Consider the following 26,583-nt stretch of genomic DNA (forward strand, 5'->3'; position numbering starts at 1 on the left):
GTCCGAGCGAGTTTTTAAATGGTAAGAGTGTGTCGGTTATTGTTACGTTCTAGCTACCATTAAACCAGCTAATATTTTTTCTTGTGCATCTTCTAACTGAGAATCAAACCATTCATCGAAAATGTCCGTTGTTAATACAGTCCACATTATAACCAAACCATCAATATAGATTATAGTCTATATGTTATCACAGAAAAAATTATCAAGAAAAATATGTATCCATTAATAAACCTATTGACACTTCTATCATATTAAGGAAAAGCAAAGGACAGAACGAACAAGTTAAAAGAACGAACAGCGTTCGCTCTTTCTCTTGCAGCTTACCACATTCCACCTAGTGACATTAGGGTTTGCCTTAATGTCACATGACAATGAAGTTATGACTCATTTTAGCTATATTTGGATGAAAGCGTGATCGCTAGCTAAGAAAAAGGCCGCTAAATTTTAGCGGTATTTAACATTACCAATTCGATTACCATCTACTTAAATCGCATTCATAAAGTTCAATGGCATTTTGCTTTAAATATTCAATAAAATTATCTCTAATAGGATCATGAATAGATTTATTCCATACCACGCCTATATCCCATTCAGTCTTAGCATATGGAAGCTCAAGATATTGGATTTGATCATGAGCTAGTTGCTGGGCACTTGCTGGAACAATTGTATAGCCAAGATTTGCAGAAACCATAGAAAGTAAGCTTAGTATATCTTTTGCTTCTCGTACTATAAGTAAATTCAAATTAACTTCGTATAAATATTTTCCTATTTGAGCAGCTAGTCCGGGACCTCTTTCTGGAGCAAGTCTCATGTAATCAAGTTTTTCAATTACCTCTAAAAGATTATGTTCATCAACGCTTACAGATTGATGTATTGCTATTACTAATTTATCAGAACCAATAGGTATAGAAACTAATGGAGAAGATACCGGTATTCGATTAAAACTAACTTGAAGTTTGTCTTCTAATAACATATCCACTTGCTTACAAGAAGGCATGTCATCAAGATTTACATGTACTTCTGGATGATTTTTTTTAAATGAAGCTATGCACTTCGGTGCAAGTTGATAAGAAGATATTCCATAACCTATTTTTAATACCCCGCATTTTCCTATCGATACGTTTTTACTTAACATTTCAAAAGAATAAAAATTCTGCTCTAGTCGTTTAGCTTCAGGTAGTAATGTTCGTCCTACCGTCGTCAATTTAGCTCCAGCTCTACCTCTTTCAAATAACTTGCACCCAATATTATCTTCTAATCGTTGGATTTTCTTAGTAAGAGCAGATTGAGACATGAATAGTGCTTGAGAGGCCAAGCCATAATGCTCTTTCTCTGCCAATTTACAAAAAGCCTTTATTTGATCTATATCCATTCCAAAACCTCATCGAAATTTGAATTTAATTCATTATATCGAATTAAAAATACTTACTAAAGTATAAAAAACAACAACAGCCCTCATGTAATAAGGAAAACAGATGAATATTTTAGGAATTGCAAATAATGACTATTCTGGTGCGTGTTTGATTAGTAATGGGCAGATTGTAGCTGCCGCGAGTGAAGAACGATTTACACGAATTAAGGCGCATAAATCATTTCCAAATCACGCTATTAACTTCGTACTTTCGGAAGCAAATCTTACATTAGATCAGATTGATAAAATTGCATTTGGTTGGGCTTCAGATTTTTCTAAAGAGAAACATTTGGAATTATATTTTGATCGTATAGTAGAAGCTTGCCTGACCTCTTCGTCTGATGCCGTCATTTTAAGAAAGCGCTTAAAAGATGAAATGATTAATGATGCGGATACGCAAAATGAATTTCATCAATTTTTAAAAGATAACAATATATTAGATAAGGTTATTTATATTGACCACCATGAATCACATGCTAATGCTGCTTTTTTATGTTCCCCTTTTGATGACGGAATTACAATTTCCTGCGATGGTCGAGGTGACTTTCAATCATTTACACTATCTAAGTTTAGTAACAATAAATTTAAAGTCTTACAACGAGAAACTACATTTGACAGCTTAGGTTATTTCTATGGACGTATTACAGCGCTCTTAGGTTATAAACCAAATCGCCATGAAGGAAAAATCACCGGTTTAGCTGCTTATGGAGATCCAACAAAACTAATACATAAAATGAGAAAACTAATCGATATTGACCAAAACTATCGGATTAGAGCAAAATTTGAAGATGGTTATTTACCGTCATACAACAATAATTATCAACAGTTAAAGTTTTTATTTCACGGAGATAAACCTGAAGATATAGCGGCAGCTGCACAAGCACATATCGAACATATCGAACATATCGAACACATTCTAACGACTGTAGTTCAGCAATATGTATCTAAAGAACACCCACAAAACCTTTGTTTAGCGGGTGGTGTTTTTGGGAATGTCAAACTCAACCAGCGATTAAGAGAATTAGATGGGGTAAAAAACATCTACGTACTTCCCGCTATGGGTGATGATGGTTTACCTCTAGGAGCCGCAATTTGTTGTTTATTTGAGTTTGCAGGAACTCGAATTAAAGTACCATCAATGAAAATCGGACCTGAAATCAAACCATCAGAAGATATAATAAAATCATTATCATCGAACTATTGTTACACCTTATCAAATCAACATGATGTGATAGAAAAATCAATCAAGGCATTAAAATCAAATAAAGTTATCGGCTTAGCCAAAGGAAAAATGGAATTTGGCCCAAGGTCATTATGTAATCGAAGTATAATATGCAGTGCAAAAGACATAACGATTAATTCTTGGCTTAATGAAAGAATGAATCGAACAGAATTCATGCCTTTTGCTCCAATTGTTGCAGATCTTTTTGCTAAAGATTGTTTTAAAGATTGGGATTATGACCATGTTGCCTCACATTTTATGACAATGACTTATGATTGTACGGAATACTTCAAAACCCATTGCCCTGCTGTGACACATGTAGATGATACGGCTAGACCTCAAGTTATTACCCAAAGATCAGATCCGTTCACTCATCAACTTCTAGTTTGTTGGGAACAAGAGTCTAATGAACCTGCGTTAATTAATACCTCATTTAACATGCATGAAGAGCCTATTGTTTGTACTGCTGAAAATGCATTAGCTAATCTTGGAAAAGGCGTTATCGACTTATTAATTTTTAATGAAGACCTTATCGTATGGAAAAAAGATAATAATAAAGAACTGGAGTATTTAAATGACTAAGCAAAAATATATTTTTTTGAATGGTGGCGGTCGAATCATTCCCCAAAGTCTAAACGAGAATGAATCTGGCCTTATTATCGTTGCAATGTTAGACCAAAAAGCAGTGATTCTTCCTGTGACTTGTTCAGCCGACAATAGTTCTGAAGCTTTAAATATATATGAAGACAAGGTTGCAGGAAATTTAGATTCCTTAATGGTCATTACTACAAAGGAGTCCTTACATGTTAAATGAATATGAAGCTGCATTGATTGATTCTAAACCTGTGATTGAACTAGCTTGGACAACTGTAGCAACTAAATATGGTGTTAATATTAGCCCATATGAATTAGAACAGCATGTTCACGGTAGAAGTGGGCAATACACATTATCTTATTTGTTTGGCCACTTTACCGAAATCGAGCAGAAAATAATAAAAGAAGAAGTAGATTTAATTGAAGAGCGATCTCCGACAGCATTAATTCTAGGAGTAAAGCATACTTTAAATTATTTAAAGAAAAATGGCATTAAAGTTGGTTTAGTAACAGCTAGCTGGCCTGAAAGAATTAATTTTATTTTCGATTATCATAACCTTCATGATTTTTTTTCATGTGTAATTAACCGAGATGATGTAAAAAATGGCAAACCAGATCCTGAAGGTTTTCAACTTTGCTCAAAAAGGCTAAAAGTCCCTATTGAAAAATGTATTATTTTTGAAGATTCATTTAGTGGTTTGGAAGCTGGTCTTCGCAGTGGTGCGAAATGTATTGGAATAAATACATCTCAAACACCTGAATCAATAAACTTAATTGCTAGCTATGATAATTACTCTATTCTAAATACAGGCTTTCTGTCTAGATAATATCAATAGGAAGCGATGATATATGCTCGTAGAACTTTTAATCATTGGACAAAAATAATTACAGGCTATTTAATTAAGAGCCCAACTCGCTAGATATTTCCATATAAATAACTATAGTGACATTAGGGTCTGCCTTAATGTCACATGACAATGAAGTTATGACTCGTTTTCTTAAAATTTGAATTAAAGCGTGAGCACGATCAAAAAAAGGTCGCCAAATTTGACGACCTTTTCATAATCAATAACGTTAATACTATTGAGCTAGACTTACACGATCTACATCGACTTTCGTATAATTAAATTCTTTATCTATTTCACCATAAATTGTAATTTTAGTTGTTGGCGTCGCTTGTAAGCCAAACCATTTATCATGGTCAATCTCTACATGCATTGTACCTGTATTATCTTTAAACGTATAAATTTCACCGCCTAAAGACGCAACTAAATAACCAGTAAGTGATACTGGAGTATCATCACTAAACATACCTGCATCTAACACTGACTTTACAGTATTAATACCTGCTGATGGACCAGAAAAACCACCGTACTGTGCGTTCACTGGTTGGTTAATTACTTGGTTGTTAGCAAAAACAGACGATGATACCAATGCCGCTAATAAAATTAATTTTTTCATAAATAAAATGAGTTCCCTAAAAGTTAGTAACAACATTATTGCACTGTCAATATGAACTAGAAATGAACAAACATTAAAAATTTCAGACTAATTCAATCGATCAATAATTCTCAACTTATATACAGTATTTAGCTAGGTGACATTAGGGTCTGCCTTAATGTCACATGACAATGAAGTTATGACTCATTTTAGCGAAATTTGAATAAAAACGTGATCACAAGCAACAAAAAAGCCGCTAAATTTTAGCGGCCTTTGCGGTTCGTGATACGAGTGTTATGTAAAAAGTAACTTTCCTTTAAGTCCCTCTATAACCTTAATTTTAATTAAAATTCCCGCGAATCTACAATGAGCCTATTTTTTAAACTTGATATGGTCTATTTCAAGTAAGCCGTTACTCATTGATTCTATTTCTATCATGTTATTTTGATTCAAAGGTACAGAGCCTCTATAAAAAACAGCTTTGTTATTTATACCATGGCTATGCGTAGAAATATTAGCAATGTTATGTCCATTATTAGAAATCATAAATACCCCTCCTCCAGGCAATTTCTTGCCAATAATTTCAAAAGTACCACCATTATTCAGCTCAAATTTAATTTTGCTTCCAGAAGTTGTCGTTTTTGCTTTAGTACCATCATCTAGAAAAACATTATCTTTCGTAGTATCCCAATCTGATGAATATTCAACAGATGGATAGTCTGTATCTTCATTTCCACTTTCAGGTGGTAAAATAATGTCTGCCGCTACCCAGAATCCATCTTCATCCTTCAAAATCTGAAACTTCTGCTCTCTCGCCTCGTCTGTAAGGTAGTATTCGTTGCCAACTCTGGTCACATAGTAGTAATAATATCCAATTCTAACTACACGAGCCAGACGGCTGAGCCAACCGGCACCTCCCAGATAAGTTTTCAGTGTGGCGCTATGGATACCGCTGGAATGTTCAACGACATTTAACACTTCAGAATACACTCTGAACTGTTCTATCGCTTGAGTTGGAATCCTTCCCGGGGGGAGCATTTCATCAAACACATCTGGTACATATAATTTAAGCTTCGCTACATCAATACCTTGAGTTAGCAAAGCTTCTACTTGGTCACGAGCATTCAAGTATGCGTGTGATAGACGATTTTTGCGTGCTAGCTGAGCATAATTTGCTGACCAAAGAGAGTTTAATGGTCCTGTAAAGTGTACATTTGTCATCAGCTGGTGAAAGTTGGCAAAATCATCTACGTCTTTTAAGATGACAGTACCCGCATTATCGACTTGGAAATAATCCCTTAGAGAACCTTGACCAGGACCAAATGCATCATGATTCAAATATCGTTGAGGTACAAAATAAGTCGCTGGGAAATTTGCTTCAATGTCAGGGAATGGGTTAGATTCATCCGCACCATGGTGGATAAGCTCCATCCCTTTTCCACGGCCAAGACGATTATTAACTTTGTCTTTTAAACTATTAACACGTTCTGATATCGCCCCCAAGTGCATATTGTGCACCTTATTATACATGTCTTCATTGTCATAAAGTCCTTTTAATTTTGGACTTAATTCTTCTGGATTTTCAATAGTCGCTTTCCATTTACTATGTGGCACGGGAACTTTAACCAAATCAGACACACCATAATTTGATATGTGAGCCATAACACTGAATAGATCGTAGTCTGCTGTCATTGGCTTAAGACTTGTATAGTCCCCCATCACCATCAGTGGCATAGGAATACTAGCTCCGTCCTGAACGAGAATACTCCATAGGCCATCGTTCTGTTGATAATAGAAGTCAACACCATTTGACGTCCCCATTAGCATACCACTGTCTAGATCTTGGGCAAGTTCGGGAATAAGCGGATTGTCACCACTTTGCAGCTCTTTAAGGCGCTTGTCATCAATTGACAGAGGCACAGATCGCGCGGCTCTACTTTGAGTAGCGTTGTCAGAGTAATGGTTATATTTGCTTACATCGCTTTGAGCCGATGCTTTAGCATATTTCTGGTTTACAGGAATAAAACCAGCATGAGGACCCCAATCCGAACTTTTCGATTTAATTAGCAAGCTCTTACTGCTATATAACCCTGACTCTAATAAGCTACGGTTATTAGGGTCAACGAAGCGCACACCGATAATAACATTTTCAGCATCTGCTACGCTAGCAAAGGCTTCTCGGTCTTTGGACGGAATACCAACGATCGCATCTGGGTCAAAGTCGGGACGGTTATTTGATGAAATCCTAAAGTCTCTAGATTGATAAATCTTCGGTGAATAAGGGTCGTTGTTATCAATTTTTACGCCTTTAACACGCTGCTTAATCTTTAAAGATGCTGACTTCGCTCCTTTTACAATGTCGCCTACCGGAATAAGGTTCATTTCGTTAAATATCGTTTTAGGAACATTCAACCATGCTTTCCGTGCTTCGCCTCTTGCCGCTTTAGCATCAATATCAAAAACTTGACCTGAAATACGCTTATTATTTCCGATATTTACCTTATTGAATCTACTCGAAATTTTAAACTTACCAGGAAGTGCGTTTGACGCGATCTTGCCCGTTAATTTCACAGAGTTAAATACCGCCTCACCAATGGGTAGGAAAAAGGCAACATCTGACAGTAATCCCAGAGAAGCCATCCCGTAATTTCCTTTTTCAAAATCTTCTACGGTAGCCCATACTGGAACAATTGCCTGCAATACCCCTTTAATATAATCAGCATCTGTTGTTACTGTCTTGAGTTGATCGCGATTATCAATGAGATACTTAGTGATCAAACTGGCTATCAGATCTTCATCTGAAACGTTATTAGCACCCGTTTCGGTATATTTTGACTTACAGTAGTTGTAAGCATAATACATTGACTCGAAGTTCTCCCAAACACACTGATTAGCTACGTCTGGATTCATTTCCACAAATAAAGGAGACTCATCTTTCAAGTCGTAGTAATCCAACTCAGTGTCTCTGAGCGATATTTTGTCCGTATCAAATAGGCCAGGAATTGAATTTGGCAATAGTACTGTGTAGCCAAGACTAGTACTTGTTAACACATATTTATTGACCGATGGATGACTTATCGTTGTATTCTGGCCGATTAAATTGGACTCTTGCTTAATTTTATATAATTTAATTCCATGATGTAACCTTGCATCGCCTCTCGATGCAACCTGCGTTGTATACGCTTTTTTACCAGTCAGCTTCGCTTTTGCATCAATCATCACACCTAAAAAACGTCCAAGCTTTTGGGACAGAACATTATAGTTACGATGCCACTCCTGCTGTACTGTATTCGTTAGTGAACCAAGCTCATTCTTATCCTTGTTTACCAGCCATGCTTGTACTTTGTATCCATGAATGTGCAATAGATCAAGCCGTCCATGTTTCAAGTATGGCTTCCAGAGTTCTTCTACCTCGCTAGGCTGAGCTCCGTACCTGTATAAGCGTCCCTTCGCATAAAGCTCATCCGTAAGCGGGTAATTAAAAATATGTTGACCCGCCTCTGAATCATAATCTACTGCAACTAGTGCAGATTGAAGATCTTCATATCCGCTATGCCAAGACATTAACGAGTCATAGACCTCTTGCTTTCTTGCATCCTCGCTCATTGATGATGAGAATGTCATCCCAAGATTTGAGTTGGTAAAGGTATTATAGACAAGTTCAATAAACGCTTTTTTAGCATCTAACTGTGTTAAACCTTGAAATTCTAATTCGTCAAATAAAGCTGGCTCTAAGCCACTACCAATAAAAACTTCCAAGGCATTTTCTGTCAGTTGCAAAGAGAGTCGGTGCAATAAACTAGACTTGATATTGCTTGGAGAACCGTAAGCAAAGGTCGTATCAATCCCCACGGCATCAAGCGAAGCCTTTACACTTAATATTTCCCAATCTTCCAGGTCATCCACATCTTTTTGATAGACGGTACTGGCGATTTGAACGAAGTTTTTGCCCAGAAAGCCACCTTGAGCACTCAGATGGTTTATAGTGCCCGCTTCAATATCAATGCTTACATCAGAGTTATTACTAGAAAAGACTTCTCGCGCAAGATCAACACCATCTAAATCTGGGTAGTACATAGCCAATTGCATATGCATATACGCATCAGAGGGATGTATATTCATTTCACTATCCAAACTTTCGTTTTGAGGAACGAAGTCAGATGGAGGTATTGCTACGAGCGATAAAGGCTTTATAGAGAAGTCACTATCTAAGAACATAGGCAAATTTCCGCGGAAAGGCCCTTTGATTATTTTTTTTCCTTGCCCCACTAGTGAGTAGTAATCAGAAATCGCTATTGACCACCCTTCTGGAATTGAAGCCGAAATGGGCTCAAAAGGGTTTACATAGTACTCGTCTCCCATTGTTGCATCAAGTGCATGAGAGACATACATACCATTCTCTTCTAACGTTCTAATCGATACTTGTTTACCTTCTAAATCTTTCTTTGCATAAATAAGAGGAAAACCGATATCCAAAGCCGCTTTAGACATTTCATCATAGCTTCTTTCAATCTTATTCCATTCAGCGATAAGTGCATTAGAAAGCTGAGCGTCGTCCTCGATCAACTGCATATTAGAGGAGATAGCTGAAGAATATTGAAACGCGAGTGTCGCCTGAACATTCTGCTCGCTACCATATTCAAAATAAGAGTCTTGTTCTAATTCCGCGAGGATCGTTTTACGTAATAGTACGGCTAGTTGTGTTTTATTAACATTGGGAGAAACCAACCCATGAGCGACGGCAGGCTCGATTATACTTTTAGCAAGAAAGATTTCGATCTTATCGTTCGTTTTTTCTTCAAGAAAATTGCGAGATAATCCGTTTTTGAACGCCCCCTTAACTCCTGTCTTTCCTGACATTACCTCTTTGAAGAAGATTGCATAGTTTTCAACGTTACTTGTATTTTTCAGGCGAGCATCACCATCGCCCACCGTTAATGGCAGCATATCCACCAACTCTGGGCTAGTATCTTCCTTCAAGCTCATAATGAATGGAACGTTCAAAATGTCAGCGAGTGTTGTTAAACTTGATATTGGTCCGGCTTTTATAGGCTGCTCTTCATATACAGAGATGCCTGATTGAAAATCGTCGGATATGTTCGTCAGCTCACTTCGAACCATCCCTGAGAAACCTACATTTGTCACGACACATGTTGCGTTTGGATCCTGATCACCGTGAATCATTGCATCGCGAGTAAGACTTAGGCGTCCACTTTGCTCTTTTAGTACGCCGAAGAATACCTCATGCGCAATATATGGGTTTTCAGCTTCCTGATTGAAACGCAATATTTCGACATTAACAATCGAACCATCTGATAATTTATACCCAGATTTATCCTCAGCACCTAAATAAACTTGACACGCATAGTTCTTCGTGTCTTGGTTATATATATTTTTTGCATAATAATTTACATCTACAGCAGCAAGTGCGGCGCTAGGTAGCAGCGATACCGCAGGCAGCATAGCTAAAAATAAGGCGCTATACTTAAATATTTTTTCTTTTTTCATAATTTAACAGCCATACGTTACACCTTATTTTAAATAAGGTGGTTTTAAATAATCATCAACATAAAGGGTCATTAAATGCCTCTCTACTTCTTAAAATATAGAACTAGAAATCCATCAAGAAACACTAATCTCAAAAATAGTTTTCCCGATAATATCAATTATCACTCTAATTCACTGAACGGGGTTGTTGCAAAAAATAATTAAATATACTTTTTATAAACATTAGTAAACACAGTGGTGTTAATTCTGCTTATATTTACGCAGAATTAGCAAATTATTGTGAAGTGGCATAGTGAATTTGGCAGGGCAACCGCATACTGGTTCTGTCGCATCTAGATTGCAACTTTTCTAAAAATTAGCTCTCAAAAGTCAATGCTTCTCATTTTGTATCCTTATTTATGAATTTTTCTGGTTTCCAATACCCAAAAGATGTGATCCTGCAAGTTGTTCGCTATTACGTTTCTTACAAATTAAGCTACCGTGATATCGAAGAAATTTTTACTGAGCGAGGTATTGAAGCTGACCATTCAACATACAATCGTTGGGTTATTCAATTTGCTCCGCAAATTGAAATGAAGGCGAGACAGAAAAAGCGTGCAGTTTCTGGCTCATGGCGAATGGATGAAACTTACATCAAAATTAAAGGGGAATGGTGGTATTACTATCGTGCTGTTGATAAGAACGGTGATGTTGTTGATTTCTATTTAAGTAAAGATCGTGATGAGAATGCAGCGAGAGCTTTCTTAAGGAAAGCGATTGGCAGTAATGGGTTACCTCATAAAGTGGTCATAGATAAGAGTGGTGCTAATGCGTTAGCTTTGCATCATATCAATACATTGCTATGGTTTTCAGGCGTTTTAATGTTGAGTTTAATAGATGTTGTCGATATTAAATATCTCAATAACATTGTTGAACAAAGTCACCGTCCAATAAAACAGAAGATGGTTCAGGCATTAGGTTGGAAATCAGAAGCCGGTGCTTTAGCTACGATGGCAGGGCAAGAAACATGGACGATGATTAAACGAGGGCAGATTATTGGAGATAACTCGTTACCAATATGGGAGCGCTTTTACGCGCTCGCTGCATAATAGTGTCTGGAATTCGACTCGTTTGTACTTAACCAAAACTTTGCGACAGAACCCTTATCCCTTTCATTGCATTGTTTAAGAAAAAAATGACAAATCAAGAGCAAGCACTATAACTCACAAGCCTAATGCCGTAAGTAATCACAAAAGAATATTCATCTATATCGAGGCACTTAATAGTTCAATATATTACCTATAAATTAGGTGCAAAAGGTTAATCTATGAAACAACTAGTTACATATATTTATTACTGATGTGATAAATATAATGCGTCACAAATATTTCCAGTATAGAATCTCCGCTCAATGTCCAATCGGTGTCTTCGCTATATCTTTGCTTAAGAGCAAGGTGATGCTGAACACAGTAGATTTGTGATAAATAGACGCTGGCCAAACTTACTCATAAAGAAGTGAGATTTGGTGATAACAGCAATGATGTGACATTGAGAGAATAAAAATGAGTCTTACAACAACAAAACCAACCATTGTTATTGCCCTAGGTGGTAATGCTTTATTACGTCGTGGTCAGGTGCTTTCTTATGAAAACCAACTTGAAAATGTAAAGGTTGCGGCAAAATCAATTGCTAAACTAAGTAAAGATTACCGTATTGCTATTGTTCATGGAAATGGTCCGCAAGTTGGTTTATTAAGCCAACAAAACGATGCTTTTGATGCTGTTCCATCTTACCCTCTTAGTTGTTTAGTGGCTGAATCTCAAGGGATGATCGCCACCATGATTGCACAAGAATTACGTAATCTTGTTGATTGTAATGTAACGACAATTCTTACTCATGTAGATGTAGATAATGCAGACCCTGCATTCAATGACCCAATGAAATACATCGGTCAAGTCTATTCAGAAACAGAAGCAAATACTCTTGCTGCCGAATTTGGTTGGTCTATCCGTCAAGACGGTGATTATTTTAGACGTGTTGTTGCTTCACCTGCTCCCAAAAACATCCGTGAAAGTGAATTAATTTCATTAGCTTTACAACATGATCATATCGTAATTTGTTGTGGCGGCGGTGGTATCCCTATTTGTACAGACGAACATGGCATTACTAAAAATATTGACTGTGTGATTGATAAAGATTCAACGGCCTCGTTGCTCTCTCAGCAAATATCTGCTGACTACTTCTTAATTTTAACCGATGGTGATGGTGTCTTTTTTCATTACGGAAAACCAAACCAAGTTAAATTAGACATAGCGACAACCGAGGAATTAAAAGGCTATCCTTTCGATAAAGGTTCTATGCAACCTAAAATTGATGCCATGATCAATTACGTTGAAAATGTAGATATTTCTATTGGTATTATTACCGATCTTCACTTAGCGCTAGATGCTCTCAATGGAACGGCAGGAACTAAAATCGTAAAAGAGAAATTTTATGATGATTCTCTTTCTCATCAACAAAACGATGATGAATTGATCCCAGCATAGCCCTGATACTCTCAAAAAAGCCCTAACGCATTATTAGGGCTTTTTAATATCAAATAATATGATAGAAAATAATTTATAGCACTTTCTCTTTAATCACCGTAAACACACCCGCATCTTTGTTACTTGGTGCAATAAAACGTGCCGTCTCTTTTACTTGTTGATGGGCATTTTCCATCGCATAAGAGTAGTAACTCTCTTGCAGCATTTCTAAATCATTTAAGTAATCACCAAAGCTCATAGTCTCTTCATGACTGAATCCTAGTGTATTTTGTAAGTACTTAATCGCTGCACCTTTCGATGCTTCTGCATTCATAACATCTAGCCAAATTTTTGCACTTACCACCACTTGATGAGAATGATCAAACTCAGCATTAATGATCGGATTAATATGTTCTGCTGAGCCATCAAAATGACATAATGCAACTTTAATGAACTCATCATCAACGGCAAGTAAATCTTCAACGTATTCACAGCGGTGGTAATACTTAGAGAATTCCGCCAATGCCTGTGGATCTTGTGTTTCAATATAAGCAGAGCGTTTACCACACAATACAATGTGTGCACCTTCTATCGAGCGTGCAGTTTGAATGATTTTTTTGATTGATGGTGTATCAATCGTGCAACTATAAAGCTCTTGGCCTTTATACATAACTAATGTACCGTTCTCTGCAATGAACATCATGCGATCCTTCACAGGAGCAAAGGTCTCTATCAAACTGTAATATTGACGACCAGAGGCTGCGGCAAACATGATATTTTTATCTTCCAGTTGCTGATAAAGATCGAAGAAACTTGGGTCTAATTGGCTATGTTCATTAAGTAGAGTGCCATCCATATCGGCAGCAATAAATTTTACATTGTGTTTTTTCATTTGATTAATACTCAGAATAAATTGGGAAACTGAATGCGCTGAGGCGTGATAATGACAAAAGAGTATATACCTTAGCATTCTTTACTTCGAACGGAGCACCTTCAAAATGAGATCTTAATATCAAGAAGCTTGGCTTCTATTGCCTTTAGGTAACAGATTTTTACCACGTTGGAAATCAAGCTGTGCTTTTTTTAAATGCCGCATTGGCTTGAGTAATGCCCGCTTTAGCACTGGCAACTTGAGTTTGAAAAGAAGAGGGACCTGTTTGAAATAACACATCGCAGCACTAATTAAAGAAGCAAGAAGGGTTTTAGATTTCATAGCATAACCATTTAACTGTCGGATTTTGACAGTTAAATGATTGAAATTGTTAATGTTAAATTACAGAGATTGTGTCTGTAATTTACGTTGAGTGCAATTTAGAAACGATTTATAACTAACTTATTGATAGTAAATAAATTAAATCGATATCTAAAAGCTTACAAATTTACATTGGCTTGAAATGTCCAAGCAACAAAACGGCTGATTTTATGACCTTGAGCCATATCGACAGTCTTAATAGTTTTTACACCTAATCGAGCTAATTCTTGATAAAGCGTATCAACGTTTTCTTTCTTAGAAATTAACGTAGTAAACCATTGAACTTGCAGGGCAAACTCGCAGCTTTCTTGTGCCATTTTAGTGATAAATGCGATCTCGCCACCTTCATACCAAAGCTCAGCATTTTGACCACCAAAGTTTAATTTCTTCACGCCTTTTAGTTCATTATACGCGTGACCTTTCTTCGATTTACTCGTTGCTAGATTCTGTTGTTTACGCTCTGAACCTGCAGTAGCTTCTTCTTCTGATGCATGGAACGGAGGATTACACATAGTGAACGCAAATTCATCTTGCGGCTTAATAACACCTCTAAAGATATTCTCTTCATTCTTTTGCTGACGACACTCAATACTCTTTTTCAAGCTTGGGTTATTGTTGGCAATAAACGATGCCATTTTTAGTGCTTGAACATCAATATCTGAGCCCACAAAACTCCATTGGTATTCACGATGACCAATGATTGGGTACACACAGTTAGCGCCAACACCAATATCTAAACCACGAATATTTTTACCTGTTGGGATCTCACCTTCATTAGTAATTGCCAGTAGATCTGCAATGTTATGAATATAATCCGCACGACCTGGAATAGGTGGGCAAAGGTAACCTTCTGGAATATCCCAAAACGGAACATCGTAGAAATGAGCTAATAATGCTTTGTTCAATGCTTTAACAGCAAGAGGATCTGAAAAGTTGATTGATTCATTACCATATTGATTCGTTTCAACAAATGCTTTCAGTTCAGGAGACGTCGCAATTAATGCAGGAAAATCATACTTTGCATTATGTTTATTGCGAGGATGCATAGATTTTTTAATCGGAGCTTCGTTATTATTCTTAGATGCCGATTGATTTTTTGAAAAATGAGAATGAGACATGTGAACTCAATGGTAATAAATAATGGCAGATATAATAGCTTATCTTCAGCATAATTACTTTAAATAACGTAGATAAAACTACGTGAAATAATACTCTTTAACGCATAAAAAAAGCATCAAATGTACACAGACATTTGATGCTTTCTACTAAGTTTAGAAATAAGTTACGACATTAGAATGCTTGAGGAGCAAAACCTGTCATTTCTTTAAGTCCTAACTCTTTACCAAGCGCTGTCATTGGGTGGATAACAACTAAACCGCGAACTGATTTTTTCAGTTTACCCATATCAGCTTGCTCTGCTTTAGTAATTGCACGTTTGAATTCAAGGTTACGAACTTCTGTTCCCTTATTACCAGTTTCAAACTGCTTTTTACCATTTAATTTTGCTACTTTCTTTTCTAGCGTTTGGATTTCATGCAAAAACTGTTTAACGACTGGTTGATCGTCACGCTTTTTAGCAGCATCTAAACGGTGCTTACAACGATCTAGACGGTTATGAATTTTTTGCAGTTCTTCTTTTACACTCATGAAATTACCTTTGTATTGAAAATGGTGCGTATCGACGCTACCTGATAGTATACCCTCTAATAGAAGTTCGATCATAGGTTTATTACATGTTAACCATTTCAAATTACGTTCAGTTAGCCAGTTGGGAAATTGAACTCACCGCGATTAGAGCACAAGGTGCTGGTGGTCAAAATGTCAATAAAGTCTCTAGTGCAATCCATTTACGCTTTGATATTAATAGTTCAACACTTCCTCCTTTCTATAAAGAGCGATTGCTCAAGATGAAAGACAGTCGCATCACGAAGGAAGGTGTCATTGTTATTAAGGCTCAACAATTTAGAACACAAGAGAAAAACAGAGAAGACGCACTTGAGCGTTTAAAGGTATTGATTCAATCAGCGGCTGAAACTCAAAAAGCACGCAGAGAAACAAAACCAACACGTAACTCTCAACGTAGACGCGTAGACAATAAGACCCAACACGGTCAAACAAAGAACATGAGAAAGAAGGTAGATTACTAATGACATATCAGCAGACGTTAAAAAATGTATTTGGTTTTGATTCTCTTAGAGGAGGTCAGCAACACGTTATTGAAAAAGTACTTAATGGTCATTCGTCTGCAGCCATCTTTCCAACCGGATCAGGAAAGTCTTTATGCTATCAATTACCTGCGCTTTTATTACCTAATCTAACGTTGGTTATTTCACCTTTACTTGCTTTGATGAAAGATCAAATTACCTTTTTAAAAAGTAAAGGTATTGCGGCAGCATCCATTGATTCAACTCAAACTCGCGAAGAGACTCAAGCAATATTACAAGGCGTAAGAAATGGCGACATCAAAATTTTGATGATTTCAGTAGAGCGCCTGAAAAACGAGCGTTTTCGGCAGTTTATCGCCCAGATCAATATTTCATTATTGGTCGTTGATGAAGCGCACTGTATCTCAGAGTGGGGTCACAATTTTAGACCAGATTATCTTAAACTGCCTCAAGATAGAGAAGCATTAAACATCCCAAATGTCTTATTATTAACGGCTACGGCAACGCCTGCGGTTATTGAAGACATGCGTGAAAAATTCAAAATAGACAAAGACGATATTGTTATTACCGGTTTTTATCGTCCAAACTTGGATATTTCCATTATTCCAGTAGAAGAGGAACAAAAGCGTTCGGTTTTATTTGCCACGCTACAACAAAGACCAAATCAACCAAGTATTGTTTATGTCACGCTACAGCAAACAGCGGAGAACGTGGCTCAATGGTTACAAAGCAATGGCATTCAAGCCAAAGCCTATCATGCTGGTTTGAAACACGATATTAGAGAAGACATTCAACATAAATTCATGAATGGGGATCTTAATTGTATTGTGGCGACCATAGCATTTGGTATGGGTGTCGATAAATCAGATATTCGTCAAGTTATTCATTTTGATTTACCAAAATCCATTGAAAATTATTCACAAGAAATTGGTCGTGCTGGCCGTGATGGTGCCCCTTCATTTTGTACCGTTCTTGCTAATACCTCAGGGCTTAATGTCTTAGAAAACTTTGTTTATGGCGATACACCTGACAGAGAGGCAATTCAATATGTATTAGATGATATTTATAAGTCTTCTGACACATGGGAAACCCAATTATTACGCTTATCTAAAGACAGTAATGTCCGTCAGTTACCGTTAAAAACCTTATTGGTCTACTTAGAACTCAAAAAAATCATTCACGCTAAATACAGTTATTATGCGGATTACCGATTCAAAACCTTAATTCCAGTGAATGATATTATTGGAAAATTCCAAACAGAACGTCAGCATTTTGTTTCAATTATTTTCCAATGTTCTCCAAAAGCCAAAACATGGCACACCGTTGACTTCGATGCACTTTGGATGGGCTATCAAGGTGAACGTAAGCGTGTTATTGCCGCATTAGATTATTTCCATGAGCAAGGCTGGATAGAGCTTGAAAGCAAATTAATGACTGAGGTTTACCAAGTGTTGAATAAAGTAGAGAGTACACATGTACTTTCTCAAGAGCAGCATCAATTATTCAAAAATAAAGAAGAAAGTGAGATTAATCGCATTCATTCCATGCTCGATTTTTTTGAAACCAAGAGTTGCTTGAGCCATTCACTAGCCAATTATTTTGCTGATTTTAATGCACCAGTACAATGCGGTCATTGTTCTGCTTGTCGTTCTGAAGGCGCTCATTTACCAAGAAATAATTTTGCTTTTGTAGTAGATGACGAACAAGTTAAACATTGGTGCCAAGAATTACAAAATGGCAGTAATAAGCCTCTCGCCAATGCGGTTTTTGCACGTTTTCTATGTGGTATTCCAACACCTCTGACAACCAAAATTAAAGCCAATAAAATGCAAGGGTACGCAAAATTCGAATCCAAACCATTTTTTGACGTACTTGAATTAGTCGGAAAATTAAACGGATAATTTATAAACTGTGAGCGTCTTGGCACTTACTATATATTTTATGAACCCCATACGTTATAAGTGATAATATTCTTTCTTAATGCTGAAAATTCAGCACCTATTGGGAGAGAATATGATCGATCACTTTTTGGAATTTTCAGATAATAAATCTGTTGTACGTTTTATTATTCCTGAAAATACAACACTGAACCAATCTATTGAGGTAATGCATTTTCATCACGCTTTGCGCTTAATGGATGCCGATCTATTTTATCTTTTAGAACATAAAGTAGAAGAAATTATTTCTGCCGTTAATAAAGGTGATCTTAGTTCTATTGATGATACTGTAATTGCACAGCGCCTAAATGCTCAATTGTCTATCCATATTCAAGACGATGAAATGGAAGCCTCCATGACTGTAACAGGGGCTTATGGCGGACAACCTTTACGTGGCCCTGCAATTATTATGGCTTTGACAGAAAATAAAATCTTAAAAGGCATACAAAAAGAAAGTCTTAAAACCTTATTATTAAAAAGTAAATACCTTGCTCCAGGTGAAACCCATTCTGAAATCATTGCTATTGGTCGAGAAGCCATTCCTGGACAAGACGCACTATTTGAACCCTTAGTTCCTAATGTCAAAGAACGTATTCTGCAACCACAAGAAACCGACGACGGTCATGTGGATATGCGAAACTTAGGGGAAGTGATTAGCGTTAAGACAAATACACCATTAATGAAGCGCATCCCTGCAACACAAGGGGTTAATGGCAAAACGATCACCGGAAAAATCATTGTTGCTACGCCGGGAAATGACTCACCATTCCAGCTTTATCCTGGTTCATCTCTTTCTCCAAGTAATCCTGAATTACTCATTTCAGATATCGATGGTACACCACTTATTCACAAAGCGGGGGTTGGTATCGATAATTTACTCACTTTAAAAAGTGTTAATGCAACGACTGGACATGTTTCGTTTGAGGGCAGTATTTTTATACAAGAAGATATTGAATCAGGAATGAAAGTAACCTCAAGTGGTTCGATTATCGTTGGCGGTTTTATTGAGAATGCAGAGGTGACTGCAAAGCATGATATTACGGTAATGAATGGTATTATAGGCCGCCCTGTACACGATAATGAAAACTTAACTTGCGTACTTAAAGCCGAAGGTTCAATAACCAGTAAGCTCGCTCAAAATGCGCATTTAATGGCTCATAATGATATTTATATTATTCTTCATGCAAATCACTGCATAGTTGAGTCACTAGGTTCTATTTTCGTTCTTGATAAAGCAGAAAGAAATGGCACTATCAGTGGCGGAAGTCTTACCGCTAATGGTTCAATTAAAACCGCTAATTTAGGGATTGAAGGGGGGGCTTATACTAAGGTTCACGCTTTTCATAACTTCAATGAGCAAAAAGAAAGCCTCCATTCACTCCAAAAAAGTTTAGACGATATCAACGCTCAAGTTGTAAAAATTACACAAATAAACATTGAACGACAATCTCCAGAATTAGCAGAAAAAATTCTGCGCTCAAAAGAAAAATCAACTCAAGATTTACAGATTATAAAATCAAGATTAGCGAAAGAGCAGATTATCTTTAATACCAATTTAAAAGAAAATCATGTCTTTGTTACCAATAAAATCTTCCCAAGAGTAGACGTTCAATTTAACACTGAGCATTTAGTGACAAAAAGAGAATACAGCCCAAGTAAGATATCCTATTCTGGTTATGAAATAGATATTGAACCAGTCATGACCAAGAAACGATAACCACTAAATCAAGTTAATTCCACTGTAAAAAAGATAAAAAAATAGCATTGGCAATTACGCTCAATGCTATTTTTTATTGTGTTATTTAGAGGGTATTACTGCCCTGCTAATACCATTTTTTCTTCTTTATTCGATTTGAATACAAAGACAGCACCAATAAATAAGAACACCAACTGCAGTAACATAACGCTACCCATTGAGATTGGTCCTAAGTAACTAATGCTTGATACCATCGCACTTGCCGCTACACAGAACAGCATTTGTAAGAAGTTCAATAAACCAGATGCAACAGCACTGCCTTCTTTAAAATCCATTAATGCGTTATTTACCACAATCGGGTACACCGCACCATTCGCTGCTGCTAAGAAACAGAAAGGAATTAGCATTGGAATGATTGAGGTAGGTTCCATGCGCCATGCAATTAAGAACACAACACTCACACTCGCGATTGATAATTTTAAAATCCAAGGAAGTACTTTTTGGCTTTCAAAACGCTCTAGTGCCCAACGACAGCCGTAACCACCAACAATAAATGCAATCGTCTGTGGAATGTAGCTCAGACCAATATCAGCGCCAGAATAACCCATTTGTGTCATTACAAAAGGAGATCCAGTTAACCATGCAAAGAAAATCGCAGAGCTTGCTGCGTAAATCAGCATATTACCTGTGAATTTTTTTGACTTAATAACATCACGGAAAGTAATGGTTTTTGCATTAGGGTTTACCGCTTGTGCTGGTTCTTTATCCGCAAATGTTCTTGCCGCAAGACCAACACCAATAATCGTTAATGTCACAAAAATCATTGACCAGCCATAGAACTTTTCAATTGCAGCGCCCAATAGCGGAGCCAGTGCAGGAGAAAGCGCAACTAGAGGCATAATTGTCGCAAAAATACGTTGGGATGTTTTTGCATCATAACGTTGGATAACCATTGCTTGCCAAATAACGTTTGCACTACAAGCACCTAACGCTTGGAAGAAGCGAGCAACTAATAGCATTTCGACACTGGTTGAAAATGAAGCAACTAAACTGCTTATTGCGAAAATAGTTAAACCAATGATAAGTGATTTTTTAGTCCCTAACTTTTGAGTCAAACGCCCATAAAAAAGTTGACCAATAGCCATACCAAACAAGAAAATACTTAACGTTAGACCTATCATGCTTTCTGTTGTTGCCAGATCTCCACGAATAATATCGAATGCTGGTAAATACATGTCTGTTGCCAAAAAGCCCAACATACTTAGGCCTGCAAGCCAGATATAAGGGATCGATTGTTTTTGCTTATCCATGTTCTTTCTCCAAAGATGAACATATTTCTAGAATTATTTGCATTCTATTTGCTAGTTGCTACTCTTGTGAAACGATAATATTTGCACTTTGCATCAATATTTTTGATGTGAACAATTCGCCATCAGGTTTTTTATGTTTTCTTATCACGAATTAATCACTATTGAGTCTGTAGCACGGCTTGGCAGTTTTAGTCATGCCGCTGAAGAATTGCACAAAGTGCCAAGTGCGATTAGCTATACCATTAAGTCTGTCGAAAACCGATTAACCGTGTCTCTTTTCACTCGTTTACATCGCAAAGTAGAATTAACCGCAGCCGGTGAATATTTTGTTGAACAAGCAAGAAAACTGCTTAAAGAGATGGAAGACATACGTTTAAATACACAACGCGTCGCCAATGGCTGGCAGCAAAGTGTCTCTGTTGCCTTAGATAACGTGGTACGAGAAAACAGTGTGAATCAACTCGTTCGTGATTTTTACGCCACTTTTCCTGATATTGAACTTCAATTAACAATGGAAGTATTTAATGGCGTGTGGGACGCTTTAATGACAGGCAGAGCAGATATAGGCATTGGAGCAACCGCAACAATACCTATCGGCGGTAATTTCTCTTATCGTCCAATGGGAGAGCTTTCTTGGAATTTTGTCATGAGTACGACTCACCCTCTTGCTAGCTATGATGGTGCCATCCCTGACTCTGAACTGATGAAATACCCGGTGATCTGTTTAGAAGATACTTCTCGTATATTACCAAAGCGAACAACTTGGCAACTGGATAATCAACGTCGATTAATTGTTCCTAATTGGCACAGTGCTGAACAATGTTTTATTGATGGGCTCGGTGTCGGGGTGATGCCAAGTCACAAAGCTAAGCGGTTACTTTCTTCTGGGCAAATCATTAATAAAGAAATTGAGAATAATATTGACCCAAGCCCGTGTTGTTTAGCTTGGAATAAAAATAATGAGTCTATCGCCATCCAGTGGTTATTAGATTATCTCGGAGATACTGAGAAGCTAAATACAGAATGGCTAAAATAATAATCAATTTATTCAGATTACTGTAAACATAAAAATCACGATAAAACTAAAAAATGCAGAGGATCATAAGATCCTCTGCATTTTTTGATTATTTTCATAGATCAACAGCAAAATGAGTCAAGATCATGGCGCTAATCTATCGATCATCCACTCATCTTGATCTTTGCTGTATAAGAAACGATCATGCAAACGACTATCACCACCTTGCCAAAACTCAATAGAGTCAATCTTCACTCGGAATCCGCCCCAAAATTTTGGTACCGGGATTTCACCTTGCGCAAATTTTTGTTTCAGTTCTAAATATTTACCTTCTAACGCTGCTCTTGCGGTTAATCGGCTACTTTGTTTACTGGCCCACGCTGCAATTTGACTCTCTTTTGGTCTAGAAGTGAAGTACTTCATATTTTCTAATGCTGATAGTTTTTCTGCTGTCCCTGTAATATGGACTTGACGCTCAAGAGGGTGCCACGGAAAGTGCAATGAAATCTTATTATGATCTTCTAGATGTTGTGCTTTTCGAGAAGCAAGATTAGTGTAAAAAACAAATCCAGTTTTATCAAAATGCTTTAGCAATACAATACGTTGAAATGGCTGTCCATTTTTATCAACTGTAGCCACTGTCATTGCCGTTGGATCAGTCAGTTTTGCTTCTACTGCTTGTTTTAGCCATCGTTCAAACAGATCTATAGGTTCCTGTGGTAAGTCCGCTCTGCGTAGACCACCAAGGCTGTAATCACGGCGGATGTCTTCTAATTCCATATAATTAACTCCAATCTCTTTTGATGAAATTCTGCTCTTTTGAGACTTTTTAAACAAGGGGAAAAACTAAAAAAGGGCCAAAAAATGACCCTTAAATTAAGATTCTAATAAGATTAATTAAGTAATATCATCTAATTTAAACATCTGATCATTAAGCAACTTAGTCAATACTTCTGATTGATTAGAGAAGTTGGCGTTCTCAAGTCCAAAGGAATCAATAGCCCCTTCGACGATAATAGTATGTTCTTTACCTGCATCATCAGTAATCGATAAACTTAAGTCATCACCACTTTCAGAGACTGTAATGTGCTCAAGAAGGTCGGTCATATCTGATTTATGGATATCATCATTTAAGATTTCAGTTAGGTCAATTAAGTCCTCTCCGACAGTAAAGTCTTTGATAGTATCAATACCACTATCAGCGCCTTGGTCAACCCATTTGAAGATATCTTCTCCTGTACCACCAGTAAGAATATCATCACCAAGACCACCAATCAGGATATCGTTGCCTGAGCCACCATCAAGGATATCATTACCAGTACCACCGCGAAGACCATCATTATCACTACCACCGTTTAGGTAATCATCGCCTGCTCCACCAAACATGATATCAACGCCATTTTGACCAAAGATCTTATCATTACCGCCGCCACCATGGCCAAGGTCAAGATAAGCATTACTTTCAGCAGATAAGTTTTTAAATGCTCCTGATTCAACACCACCCTGGAGATGGCTTAAATCACTTCCAGTACTAAAAATATTTTCAACTACATTTTGAGCATTTATAAGCTTAGAATCATCAGGATCAACATCAAATCCCCCAGCATGACTGTCTCCTAAATAAATAGTATCGTCACCAGAACCAAGGTATACGTCATCACCAGCGGCGCCGACATCAACAATCAAACCAGCTTTTGTCTCATCACCATTAAAAGAAACCGTCGACTGACCTGAAGAATTCCAATATGTTTGTTCATGAATAGTTCCGGTATGAACAACTTGAACCGAATCAACCAAATTACCTTCTGATTTAACATCTGCATCATCGATATTTGGAATATCAGTGACTACCCAGTCAATAATTTGAGCTTCACTTCTTGCCTGATCTCCGTTACTAGTTTCAGTAGAAATAGCAACAATTGACACTGAAAACTTACCTATATAACTCAATGGTAATTGGATTTTAGCGGTTGATAATTGCTCTGCGGTTAACTCAACCATGCCATTGTTAATTGGGATAAATTCATCTCCAACTAATATTACTGCATCAACGGGAAGATTAGATAATTCATAACTTAACGTTTCTGAACCATCTTTATCTACTAATTCTCCGCCAATATAATCACTTAACGATATTTCAGTAACAAACCCGTTATTTCCAAGTTGAATGCCATTCACTTCTTCAATAACTAAATTATCAATTAATACACCACGACCAGCATTATGATGGATACCTGTCGATACTAACTGAATATTCTGAGGTTCTGACGAGCCATAAAAGCTCACTTCAATTGAATTCCAATCTAGGCCTTGATCTTTCGGGCTAGAACCGCTCCACGAACCAACAACAACCCCATCAACAACAATATCAAATGAGTTGTACTCTTCACCGTAACCCGGTCTTGGGGCAACATCTAGAGTTAGGGTATAAAGAGTTCCCTCTTCAGTATTTATCTCTCTTTCTACCCCTTTAGCTGATTCAAAATGAGAAGCTGAGTTTAATTCGATGAATTGGTTGCCATCACTCGCATGAACGGTACCCCCATCGCTCATATCTACGCCACTTTCCCAAGTTTCAATGGCTTCTTCGCCAGCTATCGGAGTCCATCCATCAACTTCTAATGAGAACTGTTTTTTATCATCTTCAGCTTGGTCTTCAAAACTTGACGTAAATATAGTCTCTGTTTTAGATATAATTGTTAACTCAGGAACATCAGCAACAGCATCAATATTGATTGTTACTGTTGCTGTATCTGTATCTGTACCACCATTTCCATCACTTATAGTGTAATCAAAAGTAACTTCACCACTAAAGTTTTCTGATGGTTTAAATTCAATTTCACCATCATCATTAATCGAAACCGTTCCATTAGTTGGGTTTGATACACCTACGATTGTTAATTCGTCTCCATCAGCATCTGTATCATTTCCTAATAAATCTTCTGCCATAATAGTGACAATATTATCTTCTGTTGCCAAACCACCTTGATGTGATAATGGATAATCACCCAAGTCTTTATATTCAATTAATTGGTTATTTCCATTAAATTTACCTAAATCAATAGAAAGCTCACAAGAGCCACCTTGATCCCAGTAAATAATTTCAATCTCATAATATCCAGAAGTATCGATATCAAAGTAAATATGACCATCTTGTCCAGGTATAGTTGTCGAAGAACTTTGATTGCCATCATATTGAGCAACAATAACACCATCGATCTTAATCAAATATCCATCATCTGCTGTTACTTTAAAGCCATACCTTCCTGCATCTAGAGCAACTTGACCTTCAATATGTAATATTGCGTCAGTCGAATCTTCTGGATCATTCGATAACGAATCAGCATCATCTCCTAAAAAATCTTGTAACGTGTCATCTTCGCCAAGGTCTTCAGATTCACGCCCATAATCTAAATCTTTTGCAACAAAAGTAGCATCAGGATCATTACCATTAATAAACTCAAGCACCTGGTCGATTGACGATAAATTATCGCCATCTTTATCATCACCTTTATCGTTATAACCATAATAATTACCTGATAGGCCGTTAATTGGATTATTAAAAAGTGTATCATCGACTGCATCAGGGGTTGAGTTTAAATCCATAACAGCATTATCAGAATCAGAGAATATTTGTCCTTCATAATTCATGCTTGCGTCAACGTTAATGGTTTCTCCATTTTCTGGAACATCAACTTCACGAGTGACGGTACCTAAAGCTATATCTTCGCCTGTTAACGTATATTCTTCTGCATTACCATCAATTGTGATCAATAAAATCATTCCTGCCACAGCAGCTGGTGGTAGTCCAAAGGTTGCTGTTACTTTTCCTTCTAACTCTGATTTACTAATGACTCCATCGTTATTTTTATCATCAACAATTGTGACTACAGGCTTAAATAGATCTGATACAGATTGAGGTCCTTCTTTATCTTCAAATTCAAACTGCTCAAAGTCACGGAAGATATGTTTATCACCTTCGACATCAATAATAACAATTTCACCATTTTCATTCAGGCTAACTTTACTGTCGGATAAGTTCGAATTGAATACAGCAGTATCTGTTCCTGCACCACCATCAACAACTACACGATCGTTTAAGTCGTCATCATTTAAAGTAAAGGTGTCGTCACCCTCTCCTAATAATACATAATCATCATAATCATCTGTTGCACTAAATTCACCGTGTGCGTAATGAGTCTTCTCAGAAGGAAGGCTTACATTACCACTCTCATTCGTTTGCGTGACACTAAAGAATTCATTATCACCTACTGGTGTTTCTGATAAGTCAGAAATATCAAATGTCCAGCTACCATTACTATCCACGGTTATAACTGTAGAAGGGTTAATAATATTATTATCTTCGTCATAAATAGTAATTGTTGCTCCCGGCTCACCAGTACCGTGTAATGTCACCGTTGAGTAATCGCTAGCTGCTGAGTCGTCACTAATGTTGGTGATTACTGGAGATTTTGGCGCCGTGAGATCCAGCGCAATCTCATCACTCACGCTGCCCATATTGCCCGCGG

18 protein-coding genes and 1 pseudogene are annotated in these 26,583 nt (G+C 37.1%); 9 read left to right on the plus strand and 10 right to left on the minus strand.

Annotated features, from left to right (window positions below):
- Positions 1 to 472: 472 nt before the first annotated feature.
- Complete coding sequence (locus Q1K78_RS13850) at positions 473 to 1,372, minus strand: LysR family transcriptional regulator (protein WP_300179940.1); 900 nt, start codon at positions 1,370 to 1,372, stop codon at positions 473 to 475.
- Between the two features lie 103 nt (positions 1,373 to 1,475).
- Between Q1K78_RS13850 and Q1K78_RS13855 the strand changes: the two genes are divergently transcribed.
- From Q1K78_RS13855 to Q1K78_RS13865, 3 genes are read left to right on the plus strand one after another with little or no spacing between them, the layout of a single operon-like run.
- On the plus strand, positions 1,476 to 3,215 hold the full coding sequence (locus Q1K78_RS13855) for a carbamoyltransferase C-terminal domain-containing protein (protein ID WP_300179943.1): 1,740 nt from the start codon (positions 1,476 to 1,478) through the stop codon (positions 3,213 to 3,215).
- The gene (locus tag Q1K78_RS13860) at positions 3,208 to 3,447 is read left to right on the plus strand and encodes a hypothetical protein (protein ID WP_300179946.1); all 240 of its coding nucleotides are present in this window, start codon (positions 3,208 to 3,210) and stop codon (positions 3,445 to 3,447) included. Before Q1K78_RS13855 ends, Q1K78_RS13860 begins: the two co-directional genes overlap by 8 nt.
- On the plus strand, positions 3,437 to 4,054 hold the full coding sequence (locus tag Q1K78_RS13865; RefSeq protein ID WP_300179949.1) for an HAD family phosphatase: 618 nt from the start codon (positions 3,437 to 3,439) through the stop codon (positions 4,052 to 4,054). The genes Q1K78_RS13860 and Q1K78_RS13865 overlap by 11 nt, the downstream gene beginning before the upstream one ends.
- A gap of 253 nt (positions 4,055 to 4,307) precedes the next feature.
- Here the strand turns inward: Q1K78_RS13865 and Q1K78_RS13870 are convergent, their stop codons facing one another.
- A complete protein-coding gene (locus tag Q1K78_RS13870; protein ID WP_300179952.1) occupies positions 4,308 to 4,688 on the minus strand; it encodes a NirD/YgiW/YdeI family stress tolerance protein in 381 nt (126 codons plus the stop codon).
- 351 nt (positions 4,689 to 5,039) lie between these two features.
- Complete coding sequence (locus tag Q1K78_RS13875) at positions 5,040 to 10,175, minus strand: anthrax toxin-like adenylyl cyclase domain-containing protein (RefSeq protein WP_300179955.1); 5,136 nt, start codon at positions 10,173 to 10,175, stop codon at positions 5,040 to 5,042.
- A 398-nt stretch (positions 10,176 to 10,573) separates the two neighbouring features.
- Here Q1K78_RS13875 and Q1K78_RS13880 point away from each other — a divergent pair, with 398 nt between their 5' ends.
- Together Q1K78_RS13880 and Q1K78_RS13885 are read left to right on the plus strand one after the other, a co-directional pair.
- Complete coding sequence (locus tag Q1K78_RS13880; RefSeq protein ID WP_300179959.1) at positions 10,574 to 11,263, plus strand: IS6 family transposase; 690 nt, start codon at positions 10,574 to 10,576, stop codon at positions 11,261 to 11,263.
- 453 nt (positions 11,264 to 11,716) lie between these two features.
- Entirely contained in the window at positions 11,717 to 12,700 is a 984-nt protein-coding gene (locus Q1K78_RS13885; protein WP_300179962.1) for a carbamate kinase, read from the plus strand.
- A gap of 73 nt (positions 12,701 to 12,773) precedes the next feature.
- On the opposite strand, the gene Q1K78_RS13890 is transcribed toward Q1K78_RS13885, so the two are convergent.
- From Q1K78_RS13890 to Q1K78_RS13905, 4 genes and pseudogenes are all read right to left on the minus strand, one after another.
- A complete protein-coding gene (locus tag Q1K78_RS13890; RefSeq protein ID WP_300179964.1) occupies positions 12,774 to 13,571 on the minus strand; it encodes a Cof-type HAD-IIB family hydrolase in 798 nt (265 codons plus the stop codon).
- Between the two features lie 126 nt (positions 13,572 to 13,697).
- Positions 13,698 to 13,848: pseudogene (locus Q1K78_RS13895) on the minus strand (efflux transporter periplasmic adaptor subunit); the annotation flags it as partial.
- A gap of 202 nt (positions 13,849 to 14,050) precedes the next feature.
- Positions 14,051 to 14,977: a 23S rRNA (adenine(1618)-N(6))-methyltransferase RlmF gene (rlmF, locus tag Q1K78_RS13900; RefSeq protein WP_300179990.1), complete on the minus strand. Its 927-nt coding sequence runs from the start codon at positions 14,975 to 14,977 to the stop codon at positions 14,051 to 14,053.
- 244 nt (positions 14,978 to 15,221) lie between these two features.
- On the minus strand, positions 15,222 to 15,578 hold the full coding sequence (locus Q1K78_RS13905) for a YibL family ribosome-associated protein (RefSeq protein ID WP_300179967.1): 357 nt from the start codon (positions 15,576 to 15,578) through the stop codon (positions 15,222 to 15,224).
- Positions 15,579 to 15,664: 86 nt separating this feature from the next.
- On the opposite strand from Q1K78_RS13905, the gene arfB reads away from it, so the two are divergent.
- From arfB to Q1K78_RS13920, 3 genes are all read left to right on the plus strand, one after another.
- Complete coding sequence (arfB, locus tag Q1K78_RS13910; RefSeq protein WP_012551458.1) at positions 15,665 to 16,078, plus strand: alternative ribosome rescue aminoacyl-tRNA hydrolase ArfB; 414 nt, start codon at positions 15,665 to 15,667, stop codon at positions 16,076 to 16,078.
- Positions 16,078 to 17,997 carry an ATP-dependent DNA helicase RecQ gene (locus tag Q1K78_RS13915; protein ID WP_300179972.1) on the plus strand — a complete coding sequence of 640 codons (1,920 nt, stop codon included), beginning with the start codon at positions 16,078 to 16,080 and terminating at the stop codon, positions 17,995 to 17,997. The genes arfB and Q1K78_RS13915 overlap by 1 nt, the downstream gene beginning before the upstream one ends.
- Before the next feature lie 112 nt (positions 17,998 to 18,109).
- On the plus strand, positions 18,110 to 19,750 hold the full coding sequence (locus Q1K78_RS13920) for a DUF342 domain-containing protein (RefSeq protein WP_300179975.1): 1,641 nt from the start codon (positions 18,110 to 18,112) through the stop codon (positions 19,748 to 19,750).
- Positions 19,751 to 19,845: 95 nt separating this feature from the next.
- Here Q1K78_RS13920 and punC read toward each other — a convergent pair whose 3' ends face one another.
- Entirely contained in the window at positions 19,846 to 21,039 is a 1,194-nt protein-coding gene (punC, locus tag Q1K78_RS13925) for a purine nucleoside transporter PunC (RefSeq protein WP_300179978.1), read from the minus strand.
- 133 nt (positions 21,040 to 21,172) lie between these two features.
- Here punC and punR point away from each other — a divergent pair, with 133 nt between their 5' ends.
- Complete coding sequence (gene punR, locus Q1K78_RS13930; RefSeq protein WP_300179981.1) at positions 21,173 to 22,075, plus strand: DNA-binding transcriptional activator PunR; 903 nt, start codon at positions 21,173 to 21,175, stop codon at positions 22,073 to 22,075.
- Positions 22,076 to 22,198: 123 nt separating this feature from the next.
- On the opposite strand, the gene pdxH is transcribed toward punR, so the two are convergent.
- Both pdxH and Q1K78_RS13940 read right to left on the minus strand, forming a co-directional pair.
- Positions 22,199 to 22,834: a pyridoxamine 5'-phosphate oxidase gene (pdxH, locus tag Q1K78_RS13935; RefSeq protein WP_300179984.1), complete on the minus strand. Its 636-nt coding sequence runs from the start codon at positions 22,832 to 22,834 to the stop codon at positions 22,199 to 22,201.
- A gap of 117 nt (positions 22,835 to 22,951) precedes the next feature.
- A partial coding sequence (locus Q1K78_RS13940) for a cadherin-like domain-containing protein (protein ID WP_300179987.1) occupies positions 22,952 to 26,583 on the minus strand: 3,632 nt, incomplete at its 5' end.

It is taken from the genome of uncultured Aliivibrio sp. (genome assembly GCF_946479765.1).
Taxonomy (GTDB): domain Bacteria; phylum Pseudomonadota; class Gammaproteobacteria; order Enterobacterales; family Vibrionaceae; genus Aliivibrio.